This is a genomic window from Streptomyces sp. NPDC093598 (genome assembly GCF_044764825.1).
GTDB lineage: Bacteria > Actinomycetota > Actinomycetes > Streptomycetales > Streptomycetaceae > Streptomyces.
On sequence record NZ_JBIWIV010000013.1, the window covers coordinates 117,425 to 131,347 of the forward strand.

Here is a 13,923-nt window from a genome sequence, read left to right on the forward strand (position 1 = left end):
CGTCCAGCATCAACGCGCCGCGGACGGAACGGACTCGGCGTCCCGTCACCGCTGCCCGCACACGTCTTCCACGCCGCCGGAACGGTTCGGCCACCCTCCCCACGCCTGTCGTGACTGATACGACCCGTCCAGGTACCGCTTGCGCCGCCGGCTGTCCCACAAGCGAGGATTTCCGGCCAAAGCACAAGGAAGCGCGATGAGTAAACGATCGTACGTTGACAGTGTCAACGTGAAGGTGTGATGCTCGTCAACAGGTGAAGGTATACGCTCCCCACGGGATGTACCCACCTTGTATACGCCGGGTGAGACGGGGAGGGCTAGTGAGCCTGGGGGGAACGGTCGACGGACGCTTCCGGATCACGGGGATGCTGGGGCGCGGGAACATGGGCGAGGTGCACCGGGCCGAGGACCTTGAGGCCGCCCCGGACTCCCCGCACCGGGAGGTCGCGCTCAAGACCGTGCTGCGGGCCCGGACCGGGATCGCCGTCGACTCTTCGGGGTCCGGCAAGGAGATCGACCGGTTCCGCCGCGAAGTGCGGATCATGCGCATGCTCTCCCAGGGCCACCCGAACCTCACCCTGCTCGTCGATGGCGGAGTGGACGGCGGTGCGGACGGGGCACCGGGCGGTACCGGCCTGCCCTACCTGGCCATGGAACTGCTCGACGGTCATCCGCTCGCCGACCTCATCGACGAGGAGCCCCAGCTCCCGGTCTCCTGGGCCGCCGCCATCGGGGCGCAGATCGCCTCCGGTCTCACCGCCGCGCACACCGCCGGGGTCGTCCACCGTGATCTGAAGCCGGCCAACGCGATGCTGACCCGTGACGGCACCGTCAAGGTTCTCGACTTCGGCATGGGCTCGGTCGTCGACGATCCCGACCAGACCCGCCTGACCAGCACGGGCGTGAGCGTCGGCACGGCCCGCTACATGGCGCCGGAGCAGTTCCGTGCCGAACAGGTCACCGCGTCCGCAGACCTCTACGCGTTCGGCTGCGTCCTGTACGAGCTGCTGATAGGACGGCCGCCGTTCTCCGCCAGAACCCCTTACGAACTCTCCGAGCAGCACCAGTACGAGCGTCCGCCCCGGCTCACCTTGGTGCGCCCGGATCTGCCCGCCGAACTGGTCCGGCTGGTGGACCGGCTCCTGGAGAAGGACGGCGAACTGCGGCCGGACAACGCCGCCCTGGTCCGTGAGGCGCTGATCCCGCTCGCGTTCGCGCCGGACGACACGGCCGCCCTGCTCGCTCCGCACTGGCAGGCGATGGACCCGGTGGCGCGGCTGCGTGCCCTGCTCCCCGAGCCCGCTCCGGCCGCGCCGGCACCCGTGCCGCGCAGGGATCCGCGCCTTCCCGAGGCGATGGACGTCTTCGGTATCCACGCCGACCTGATCGGCGAGTACGAGAGTTTCACCAGGAGCGCGACGGTGATCCGGGACGCCCGGATCGAGGGCTTCGTCGCGGACGATCTGGCGGCGAAGTCCCAGTGGCCAGACCCGTGGCTCTCGCTCAACCCGTTCTTCGCCGACGGCGGCCAGGTCACCGATCTCGTCCGGGACGGCGTACTGCACCCGCGGTGCGCGGAGATCTTCCAGGCCGGCAAGAAGAAGACCTCTCCGCGCCCCGACGGCCGGCCGCTGAACTTCCACCTCCACCAGCGGCAGGCGATCGAGGCCGCGCAGGCGGGCGACTCCTATGTGCTCACCACCGGTACCGGCTCCGGCAAGTCGCTGTCCTACATCGTCCCCATCGTGGACCGGGTACTGAAGGAGCGTCAGGCGGCGGGCCCGGACGCGGGCGGCCGGGTGCGCGCGATCGTCGTCTACCCGATGAACGCCCTGGCCAACTCGCAGCTGGGCGAGCTGGAGAAGTACCTGCAACACGGTTTCGGTAAGGGCCGTGAGCCGGTCACCTTCGCCCGCTACACGGGCCAGGAGTCCGACGAGGACCGTCGCAAGCTGCGCAAGGACCCTCCGGACATCCTGCTGACCAACTACGTGATGCTGGAGCTGATGCTGACCCGGCCGGACGACCGGACCAGCCTGATCCGCATGGCCGAAGGGCTGCAGTTCCTGGTCTTCGACGAGCTGCACACCTACCGGGGCCGGCAGGGCGCGGACGTGGCGCTCCTGATCCGCCGCGTGCGTGAGGCCTGCCGCGCCTCGAAGACCCTTCAGTGCATCGGCACCTCGGCGACCATGTCCACCGAAGGCTCCTGGGAAGACCAGCGGCGCGAGGTGGCCAGGGTGGCCGGCCGGTTGTTCGGTACGACGGTGCTGCCGAAGCGGGTCATCGGCGAGACCCTGGTCCGGGCGACCGACGAAGCGCCCGGGACTGTACCCGCCGAGCGGCTGCGGGTACCGGCGGCGCCCCGCTCGTACGACGCGCTGACGAGGGATCCGCTGGCCCGCTGGGTGGAGTCCCGGTTCGGCCTGGAGCCCGAGGAGGGTACGGGGCGGCTGCGTCGCTGCGCCCCGGACACCGTCGAGGCCGCGGCGGCGGAACTGGCCGCTGCCTCCGGAGTCCCCGAAGAGAGTGTGCGCGAGGCGATCCGTACGACGCTGGAGGCGGGGGCGCAGGCCAAGCACCCGGTGACGGAGCGGCCGTTGTTCGCGTTCCGGCTGCACCAGTTCCTGTCCAAGGGCGACACCGTCTACACGACGCTTGAGGATCCGCTCACCCGGCCGCTCACCCGCACCTACCAGCTGGAGCAGCCGGACAGCGACGGCAAGCCGCTGTTCCCGCTGGCGTTCTGCCGGGAGTGCGGTCAGGAGTACCTGACCGTGTGGCGGACCGAGGACGGCGGCACCTTCCGGTACGAGCCGCGTCGGGACACCTCCGCCTCGGGGGGCCGCCAGGGTGAGGGGTATCTGTATCTGGGCATGCCCGGTGAGGACTACGAGTGGCCGGCCGATCCGCAGAAGGCCGTGGACGACCGGCGGTTGCCGGAGTCGTGGCTGGAGCCGGACGCCCAAGGTGTGACGGTCGTCAAGAAGTCCTACCGGCCCCGAGTGCCCCGGCGGGTCGTCGTGGATGCCCACGGGAACGAGTCGGGCGAAGGGCTGACCGCGGCGTTCGTCCCGGCGCCGTTCCTGTTCTGTGTGCACTGCCAGGTCTCCTACGAGCAGACCCGCGGCCGGGACTTCGCCAAGCTGGCCACCCTGGACCAGGAGGGGCGTTCCTCGGCGACCTCACTGATCTCCGCGTCGATCGTGAAGTCCCTGCGTGCGGTGCCGGAGGAGAGCCTGGGCAAGGAGGCCCGCAAGCTGCTCACCTTCGTCGACAACCGGCAGGACGCCTCGCTCCAGGCCGGGCACTTCAACGACTTCGCCCAGGTGACGCAGTTGCGCGGGGCCCTGTACCAGGCCGCGGTGCGGGCCGGTGAGGAGGGGCTGAGCCACGACGACCTCGCCGAGGCGGTCACCGAGGTGATGGGCCTGACGCCCCGCGAGTACACGACAGGCGCGGACCTGACGCCCTCCATGGAACGCCGGGCTCTGAAGACCTTCCGGGAGGTCGTGGGATACCGCCTCTACCGCGACCTGGAGCGCGGCTGGCGCATCACGATGCCGAACCTGGAGCAGACGGGGCTGCTGCGGATCGACTACGAGGATCTGGACTGGCTCGCCGCCAACGACGAGCGCTGGCGAACCACGCACGCCGTGCTGCGGGGCGCCGACCCCGCCCTGCGCGAGGAGATCACCCGTACGCTGCTCGACTTCATGCGGCGGGCGCTGGCCATCGACGTGCAGTACTTCCGCGAGGACTTCGACGTCCTTCAGCGGGCGAGCGAGGAGCGGCTGGCCGGGGCATGGGTGCTGAGCGAAAGCGACCGGCCGGCCGTCGGAACCGCCTACCCCTACGGGTCCCGGCCGGGTATGGAGCGCTCCGCGCTGTTCCTGTCGGCCCGGGGCAAGTTCGGCAAGTACCTGCAGCGGAACATGCCCGAGCTGCGCGATCCGTCCTTCTCGCTGGATGACGTACAGGCCGTCATCGAGGATCTGCTGAAGGTCTTGAGGGACGCGGATCTGGTGCGTGAGGTGGACGCGACCCCCGAGCTCTCCGGCCCGGCCTACCGACGCCGGGCGGCGCAGAAGCGCACGGGCTACCGGGTGTCGGCCGCCCACCTCATCTGGCGGGCCGGAACCGGTGAGCGCGGCGTGGTCGACCCGCTGGCTCGCACTTACCGGGGCGGCGAGGGCCCGCGAGTCAACCCGTTCTTCCGGGACCTCTACCGCACCGCAGCCGCCGAGCTGGCCGGCCTGTACGCGCGAGAGCACACCGCCCAGGTCCTTCCGGAGGACCGGCTGGAGCGCGAGGAGCTGTTCCGGGAGGCCAAGCTGCCTCTGTTGTACTGCTCGCCGACGATGGAGCTGGGTGTGGACATCTCCTCGCTCAACGCCGTGCTGATGCGCAACGTGCCGCCGACCCCGGCGAACTACGCGCAGCGCTCGGGCCGAGCGGGGCGTTCCGGGCAGCCCGCGCTGGTGACCACGTACTGCGCGACGGGCAACAGCCACGACCAGTACTACTTCCGCAAATCCCAGGACATGGTGTCGGGACAGGTGGCTCCCCCACGGCTGGACCTGGCCAACGAGGATCTGGTCCGCTCCCATCTCCAGGGCATCTGGCTGGCAGAGGCCGACATGAAGCTCGGCACCGCGATCCCGGAGGTGATCGACGTCGCCTACGACCCCGAGGGCGGCGACCGCCCCGATCCGCTGATGCCGCTGCCGCTGCGTTCGGAGTTCCGCGACCGGTCCCTGGACGACGCCGCCCGCAGCCGCGCGGCCGACACCGCCCGTACCGTTCTCGCCCCGCTGATCGCCGACTTCGAGGCGACCACGTGGTGGTACGACGAGTGGATCGAGGACCGGATCGAGCGGGCCCCGGCGGAGTTCGACGCCGCCTTCGACCGGTGGCGGGACCTGTTCCGGGCGGCCGTCATCGACCAGTACGAGCAGAACAAGCGGGTCGTCGACCACACCCTCTCGCAGGGCGAGCAGAGCCGCGCCCGCAGCCGCCGACGGGAGGCCGAGACGCAGACGAACCTGCTGCTGAACCGCTCCACCGACAACAAGTCGGTGATGAGCGACTTCAATCCCTACCGTTATCTGGCGTCCGAGGGGTTCCTGCCCGGCTACAGCTTCCCGCGGCTGCCGCTGGCCGCGTACATCCCTCGGTCCGGCAACCGCCGCAACGCCGACGGGGACTATCTCCAGCGGCCCCGGTTCCTCGCCATCCGCGAGTTCGGTCCGGGTGCGCTCATCTACCACGAGGGTGCCCGCTACCAGGTCACACGGGTGCAGTTGCCGCCGGACGCCTCGGGCGAGCTGGCGACGGCGGAGGCCCGGCGCTGCGACGGCTGCGGCTATCACTACGCCGTCAGGCCCGGCCTCGACCGGTGCGACATGTGCGGGGAGGAGCTGCGCGGCAAGCGCACCGGTCTGCTGCATCTGCACACCGTGTACACCACTCCGCGCGAGCGGATCTCCTCCGACGAGGAGGAGCGCCGGAGGGCCGGTTTCCGCCTGGAGACCTCGTACGCCTTCCAGGACCACGGCGCCCGCAAGGGCCGTCTCACCTCACATGTCGCCGACGTCGGCGGCGCGCACGTCCTCGACCTGGACTACGGCGACTCGGCTACGGTCCGGATCACCAATCTCGGCCGGGTCCGCGACAAGGAGGGGGAGCCGGACGGCTACTGGCTGGACCTGGGCGACGGTCGCTGGCTCAACGACCGGGCCGCCGCGGACGCCATCGAGGGCACCGGCATGCCGGTGGTCGACGAGGACGGCAACGAGAAGCGGCGCAAGAAGCGGGTGCTGCCGTTCGTGGAGGACCGGCGCAACATCCTCGTCGTCACGTTGGACGAGCCGCTGCCCGAGCCGGCGGCGCTGTCGTTCCTGTACGCGCTGGAGCGAGGCATCGAGGCGGCGTTCGAGTTGGAGGATTCCGAGCTGACCGCGGAGCTGCTGCCGCCGGACGACGGGCCGCGCCGCCGCATGCTGTTCACGGAGGCCGCCGAGGGCGGCGCCGGTGTGCTGCGCCGGATCCAGCACGAGAGGGGCGCCCTCGCCGAGGCCGCGAAAACCGCCCTGGAGATCTGCCACTTCGACCGGGACACCGGCGAGGACGAGGGCGGGCCGGCGGACGGCGAGAAGTGCGCTCGCGGCTGCTATGCCTGTCTGCTGACCTACGGCAACCAGACACACCACCGTCAGCTGAGCCGGCACGCGGCCCAGCCGCTGCTGCTGCGGCTGTCCGAGGCCCGTACCGAGCGCGAGGACCGCGACGAGTCCCGCAGCGAGCGCTTCCGCAGGCTGGCCCCGGCGCCCGCCAGGCCACAGGCCCCTACCCCCACGAGCACGCCACCGACCCCCGTAGAGGCCGATCTCGCGGCGCTCGTCGCGGACGGCGACCTGCTCGGGTGGCTGAAGGCGAAGGGCCACCGACTCCCCGACGAGGTCCGTGTGCCCGTCCCGGAGGCGGACGCCTGCCCCGACCTCGTATTCCATCTGGACGGCGCCGATCTCGCCGTGTTCGTCGACGTACCCGGCCACACGCCCGGTGCCGACCGTGACCTCGAAGCCGGCTACCGCCTGGAGGAGGCCGGCTGGGACGTACTGCGATTCCCCACGGACGCGGACTGGGACGCCATCGCCGACCACAACGCCACCTATTTCCACCTCCGTTGACCGCTAGGAACCGAGACATCTCATGAGCCTCACGTACACAGCCGGTTCGCTGGTCGCCGCCCGTGGCCGGGAATGGGTGGTCCTGCCCGAGAGCGCCGCCGACATGCTGGTGCTGCGCCCGCTGGGCGGGAGCGAGGACGACATCGCGGCCGTCTTCCCCGCGTTCGAGGACGTGCGCGACGCGGAGTTCGCAAAGCCGAGCGCGGACGACCTGGGTGACCAGCGGGCCGCCGGTCTGCTGCGCACGGCGCTGCGCGTCGGGTTCCGGTCCGGCGCGGGCCCGTTCCGCTCGCTGGCGTCGATCGCCGTGGAGCCCCGCGCTTACCAACTGGTTCCGCTGCTGATGGCGTTGCGGCAGCGCACCGTACGGCTGCTGATCTCGGACGACGTCGGTATCGGCAAGACGGTCGAGGCGGGCCTGATCGTCAAGGAGCTGCTCGCGCAGGGCGAGGCGACGAGGCTGGCGGTGCTCTGCTCTCCGGCACTCGCCGAGCAGTGGCAGTCGGAGTTGCGGGAGAAGTTCGGGATCGACGCCGAACTGGTCCTCGCCTCCACGGTGTCCCGGCTGGAGCGCGGTCTGGAGCTGGGCCAGTCCCTGTTCGACAGGCACCCGTTCACGATCATCTCGACGGACTTCATCAAGTCGACCCGCCACCGCGAGGACTTCGTCCGGCACTGCCCGGACCTGGTGATCGTCGACGAGGCTCACTCCTGCGTGGCCGCCGACGACGCCACTCAGGGCGGCACGTCCTCCACGAGCCAGCTCCGCTACGAGCTGCTGCGCAGGATCTCCGCGGACGCGGACCGGCATCTGCTGCTGCTGACCGCGACCCCGCACTCCGGCAAGGAGTCCGCATTCCGCAACCTGCTCGGGCTGGTCCGGCCCGAGCTGGCGACGGTGAACCTGGAAACCCCGGCGGGGCGGGCGAAGCTCGCCGAGTACTTCGTCGCCCGCAAGCGCGCCGACGTCCGTACCTATCTCACCAAGGAGGACGGCCTCGCCGACGACTCCCTGGCCGAGCGGACCGCCTTCCCCTCCGACCGCTGGACGAAGGACGAGCCGTACCGGCTGACACCCGCATACCGGGCGCTGCTCGACGACGCCATCGCCTATGCCCGGGACCGCGTCGAGGCGGCCGGGGAGCAGGGCAAGCGGGAGGCCCGTATCGCCTGGTGGTCGGTGATCGCGCTGCTGCGCTCGATGGTGTCTTCGCCGGCGACCGCAGCGCAGACACTGAAGACCCGTTCCGAGTCCGCTGCGGCCCGCACCGCGCAGGAGGCGGATGCGCTGGGTGCCAAGGTGGCGGCCGACTCCGCTGACAACGACCGGCTGGAGGGCGTGGACGTCGCTCCGGGGGCCGCCGAGTCGGAGGAGGCGGGCGCCCGGCTGCTCGAACTCTCGCAGCGGGCGGCGCGGCTGGTCGGCCCTGCCGAGGATGCGAAGCTGAAGGCGCTCACCGGCCACCTCAAGAAGCTGATCGCCGACGGCTACCACCCGATCGTCTTCTGCCGCTACATCCCCACTGCGGAGTATCTCGCCCAACAGCTCGAGGGCAAGCTCGGCAAGAAGACGAAGATCGCCGCCGTGACCGGCACGCTCTCCCCGCAGCAGCGCCTCGAGCGCATCGAGGAGCTCGGCGCCGACTCCGCCGAGGAGGCGGGCGACCCGGCCGTTCGCCGCGTGCTGATCGCCACCGACTGCCTGTCGGAGGGCGTCAACCTCCAGCACCACTTCGACGCCGTCGTCCACTACGACCTGGCCTGGAACCCGACCCGTCACGACCAGCGCGAGGGCCGCGTCGACCGGTACGGCCAGAAGCGCGACGAGGTCCGGGTCATCACCATGTTCGGCGAGGACAACGGTATCGACGGCAAGGTCCTGGAGGTGCTTTTCGCGAAGCACCGGCAGATCAAGAAGGACCTGGGCATCTCCGTCTCCGTCCCCGACGAGACCGCCTCCGGTGTCACCGACGCCGTGGTGGAGTGGCTGTTGCTGCATGGACGGCAGGGCAGTCAGGAGAGCCTCTTCGAGCTGGACGGCCACCAGGAGTCCTTCGAGCGTATCGAGCGCGAGTGGACCTCGGCCGCCGAGCGGGAGAAGACCTCGCAGTCCAAGTACGCCCAGCGCACGATCCACCCGGAGGAGGTGGCCCGCGAGGTCGCCGCCGTGCGGGCCGCGCTCGGCGGCGCCGACGAGGTCCGCGACTTCGCCCTGGAGGCGCTGCGCGAGCTGGACGCCTTGGTCCGTGAACCACGCGACGGCGGCGGTGACTTCACCGCGCAGGTCGGCGGCACCCCGGCGGGCCTGCGGGACGCGCTCGCCGCCACCCTCGGTGGCCGGCTCGTCGAGGAGGACCGCGAGATCCCGTTCCGTACGACCCCGGCGGTCGCCCGCGGCGAGGCCGCCCTGGTCCGCACCGACCCGGCGATCGGAGCCGTGGCCTCGTACGTCCTGGACTCGGCGCTCGACGCGAACACCCCCGGCCCCCGCCCGGCCCGCCGCTGCGGTGTGGTCACCACGGACGCGGTGACGATCCGCACCACGCTCCTGCTGGTCCGCTACCGCTTCCACCTCACACTCCCCTCCCGTACGGGCGAGCGGCAACTGGTCGCCGAGGACGCCCGTCTGCTCGCCTACGAGGGTCTGCCCTCCCGCGCCCGCTGGCTGGACGACGACGCGGCCACCGCGCTCCTCGCGGCCCGTGCCAGCGCCAACACCCACGAGCAGCGGGCCCGCAACCAGATCAGCCGCGATCTGGACGCTCTGCCGGACCTCGCGGGACACCTCTCCGAGTACGGCACCCGCCTGGCCGCCGAACTCGACGCCTCGCACCGCCGGGTCCGCAAGGCCAACGAGGAGATCGTTCGCGGCCTGAAGGTCGTCCCCCAGGAGCCGGCCGACGTCCTCGGCGTGTACGTCTACCTGCCGCAGCCCGCCTCTACCGCGTCCGGAGCCGAAGCCTGATGTCCGCCGCCACCCGCACCGCCCTGGCCTTCACCGCCGTCACCACGGTCGGCGGACTCCTCCCCGCCGACATGCTGCTGCGCATCCCCGAGGGGCGGAACCTGCCGGGCACCAAGCCCGCCGACTACGGCCTGCCCTCCTCGGTGCCCGTGCGCGACGAAGCTGAGCGCGCCTGGGAGTACCTCAAGCCGCTCTGGCGCGACCTGCGCGCCGCCCTGCCCGCCGACCCCGAGACCGGCGCCCCCGCCGCCGACCCGACCGGCCGCGCCGGCACCGACTGGCTCGCCCAGCTCTTCCGCAAACTGGACTTCGGCGCGCTGACGGAGGTGGGACCGCATGGCATCCCGGCCGACACCGACCCCGACAAGCGCTTCCCGGTCTCCCACCGCCACGGCCCGGCCCTCGTCCACCTCATCCCGTGGAACCAGGACCTGGACAAGCGCGCGGCGGGCCAGGTGCCCCCGCAGTCCATGCTCCAGGACTGCCTCAACCGCACCGAGGCCCACCTGTGGGCGGTCCTCACCAACGGCCGTCGCGTACGTCTGCTGCGCGACTCCTCGTCCTTCGCTACGGCCGCCTACGTCGACTTCGACCTGGAAGCCATCTTCGACGGCGAGCTCTTCAGCGAGTTCGTGCTGCTGTACTGCGTGCTGCACGCGTCCCGGTTCACGGTGGCGGAGGGGGCGGTGGCTTCGGGGTGCTGGCTGGAGAAGTGGCGGACGGTCGCAATAGAGTCCGGCAGCCGTGCCCTCGACCACTTCCGCGACGGCGTCCAGGCGGCCCTCACCGTCCTCGGCACCGGGTTCCTAAGCCACCCGGACAACACCGCCCTCCGCGCCAACCTGGACGTCCACGCCTTCCAGACGGCCCTGCTACGGCTCGTCTACCGCATGATCTTCCTCTTCGTGGCCGAGGACCGGGGCGCCCTGCTCGACCCCGACGCGGACGAACGGACCGTCGACCGCTTCACTCGCTACTTCTCCACGGCCCGCCTCCGCCGTCATGCGCTACGACGCCTGGGCACGGCCCACGACGACCGGTACCGCGCCCTGGAGCTGCTGATCGAGGCGCTGGGCTCCGAGCGGGGCCGTCCCGAACTGGGCCTGAAGGGACTCGGTGGCCTCTTCAACGACACCCCCGCCGACAAGCCCCTGCGTGGAGTGCGGCTCGCCAACCGCCACCTCTTCGAGGCCGTCAAGCATCTGGCCCGCGTACGGGACTCCGGTTCTGCGCGCTGGCGTCCGGTGGACTACCTGCGCATGGGCGCTGAGGAACTGGGGTCCGTGTACGAGGCGTTGCTGGAGCTGGTGCCGAAGCACAGCGCCGCCGACCGCACCTTCGAACTGGTCGATCGGATCGGCAACGACCGCAAGAAGACCGGCAGCTACTACACCCCTGCCCCGCTCACCGAAACCTTGCTGGACTCCACGCTGAACCCGGTGATCGACGACGCCGTCAAGCGCGGGGAGCAGCGCGCGAGCGCCGAGGGGCAGCCCGACCCCGCCGACACGATCGTCGAGGAGCTCCTGTCCCTCACGGTGTGCGACCCCGCGTGCGGATCGGGGCACTTCCTTGTGGCGGCGGCCCGGCGTATCGCCAAGCGGGTCGCCGCGGTGCGTGAGCGCAACCCGGAGCCCACGGACGAGGCCGTGCGCCACGCCCTGCACCAGGTCGTGGCGCGCTGTGTGTACGGCGTGGACCTCAATCCCATGGCCGTCGAACTGGCCAAGGTGTCCCTGTGGCTGGAAGCGATGGAGCCCGGACGGCCGCTCGGCTTCCTCGACGCTCACATCAAGCACGGCAACGGTCTGATCGGGGCGACGCCGGCGCTGATGCGGGACGGGATCCCCAACAAGGCGTTCAAGAAGGCCGAGGGTGACGACGAGGGGTGGGCACGGCAGCTTCTTGCCCGTAACGCCCTCGAACGTGAGGGCCAGGGCGGGCTGTTCGAGGTCGAGACGGAGACGAAGGTCGCCAACGGTTCGTTCGCGCGCGGGCTGCGCCGGATCACGGCGGCCCCTGCCGGTGACCTCAAGGACATCCGCCGCAAGGAGGCCGACTACCGGGACTGGGCGAATTCGGCCGAGTATCTGCGGGCCCTGCACCTCGCGGACGCGTGGTGTGCGGCGTTCGTCTGGGTGAAGACCGAGGAGGCGCCGCCGGCCATCACGCACAAGGTGTTCCGAGGGCTGGAGGACCCCGAGGGGGACGCGGCGCCGCAGTCGACCCACGACGAGATCGTAAGGCTGCGGGACCAGTACGCCTTCTTCCACTGGCACTTGGAGTTCCCGGAGGTCTTCGCAGTTCCGGAGGACGGGGACGTGCCGACGGGGGCGGGTTCCGTTGATTCGGGGACGGGGTGGGCCGGGGGGTTCTCCTGCGTGGTGGGGAATCCGCCGTGGGACAAGGTCGACTTTCACGACAAGAACTACTTCAGCGTGGTCGCCCCCGAGATCGCGGAAATCGCTGGCACGGCCCGGCGCAACCGGATCGCCCAGTGGGAGGAGGAGAACCCCGAGGCCGGGAAGCGGTACCGGGAGGCGCGGCGCGCGGTTAAGGGGATATTCCACTTCGCGGGTGACTCGGGGGGGTTCCCTTTGTGCGCGAAGGGGTTGACGGTCAAGGGCGTCAACTCCCTCCAGACTGACCAGCTCTTCGCCGAGCGAATGGCGAATGTGGTCGCGGCTGAGGGACGGTTCGGCCTGATCCTGCCGACAGCGGTCGCGACGGGCGCGGGCTCCCAGCATCTGTTCGCGGACTTCACGCAACGGGGAGTACTGGCTTCGCTGTACGACTTCGAAGTCAGACGTCCGAAGTCCCCAGCGCTCCCCAAGGGTGGAAAGTGGTTCGATATCGACTCGAAGCAGTCATTTTGTCTGCTCTCCGTCACCGGCCGCGCGATCCAAGCGGATGCAGCACGCCTCGGCTTCTCCATGTCTGATGTCACAGATATCTACGACCGGGGCCGAGTCGTAGCACTGAGGCCTGAGGACCTGGCGATCATCAATCCCAACACGGGCACCCTCCCCAAGCTGAGATCCCAGCGGGACGCAGCCCTCGTGGCAGGCATCCACCGGCGTGTGCCCGTGCTGTGGAACCAGCGGCGCCGGGACGGCAACCCATGGGGCATGGCCTTCAAACACCTCTTCAACATGACGGATGACTCCGACCTGTTCCGCAGCCGCGAGAGGCTTGAGGCTGAGGGATGGGAGCTTCGGGGCAACGCCTTCGAACGGGATGGGGAGCGGATGCTGCCGCTGTACGAGGGCAAGATGGCACACCTCTTCGACCACCGCTGGAACTCGTACACCGGTACCGGTAACGAGGACCGCCGCCGTATCTGCGCCTGGGAGAAGGTGAATCCCGCAACGTACGCTGACCCCCGATACTGGATCCTGGAAGACGGCCTCATCCCCACAGTCCGCAGAGGTAAGGACGCCGCGGAACGTGGCGTCAATATGCGTCTCGCTGAAGTGCACTGGCCGTACGACTGGTTGCTGGGGTGGCGTGACGTCACCTACTTCACCAACGAACGCACCGGCATCCCCGCCTTTCTCCCCCGCGCTGCCGTCGGCAACACCTTCACCCTGATGCTGCCGCGCGTCGCACCCCCACTGGTCGCCGCCCTGATCGCCACCCAGTCCTCCCTAGTCTTCGACTTCGTGAGCCGTCAGAAGATCAGCGACGCCCACATGAAGCCGTTCATCTGGAAGCAGCTCCCCGTCCCCACTCCCACGACCCTCGAACCCCACCTCCCCTTCCTCCTCCCCCGCGTCCTTGAACTCGTCTACACCGCCTACGACATGACCCCCCTCGCCCGCGACCTGGATGACGAGGGCGAGCCCTTCCAGTGGGACGACGACCGCCGCGCCCAACTACGCGCCGAGTTGGACGCCCACTTCTTCCACCTCTACGGAATCTCCCGTGAGGACACCGACTACATCCTGGAGTCCTTCCAGTCCGAGTCGGGCGGCCTGAAGAACAACGAGATCTCCGCGTTCGGCGAGTACCGGACCAAGCGCCTCGTCCTCACCGAGTACGACCGCATGGCCACCGCCGGCCTGACCCTGGAAAGCCCGCTCACCGAAGGCGAGTCCGGCACGTACCGATCCCCCCTCACACCGCCCCCGGGCCACGGCCCCAGGCACCCGGCCTGACAGCCCGGCCCCGACCCCCATCTGGGCTCGCACTTCAACAAGCAGTCACACGAACCCGTACCACGCCCAGCCCCGCACCACACCACCCGGCAACCACCGTCGAAACGGA

The 13,923-nt window shown here is 70.1% G+C and carries 3 protein-coding genes; all 3 read left to right on the forward strand.

Features of this window, described 5'->3' with window-relative positions; all coding sequences use genetic code 11:
* Window positions 1–365 precede the first annotated feature (365 nt).
* From ACIRDU_RS29735 to ACIRDU_RS29745, 3 genes are read left to right on the forward strand one after another with little or no spacing between them, the layout of a single operon-like run.
* Window positions 366–6,692, forward strand: a complete 6,327-nt coding sequence (locus ACIRDU_RS29735; RefSeq protein WP_403585189.1) for a protein kinase — start codon at window positions 366–368, stop codon at window positions 6,690–6,692.
* Window positions 6,693–6,714: 22 nt separating this feature from the next.
* Complete coding sequence (locus tag ACIRDU_RS29740; protein WP_403584976.1) at window positions 6,715–9,657, forward strand: DEAD/DEAH box helicase; 2,943 nt, start codon at window positions 6,715–6,717, stop codon at window positions 9,655–9,657.
* On the forward strand, window positions 9,657–13,814 hold the full coding sequence (locus ACIRDU_RS29745) for an Eco57I restriction-modification methylase domain-containing protein (RefSeq protein ID WP_403584979.1): 4,158 nt from the start codon (window positions 9,657–9,659) through the stop codon (window positions 13,812–13,814). Before ACIRDU_RS29740 ends, ACIRDU_RS29745 begins: the two co-directional genes overlap by 1 nt.
* Window positions 13,815–13,923: the final 109 nt, after the last annotated feature.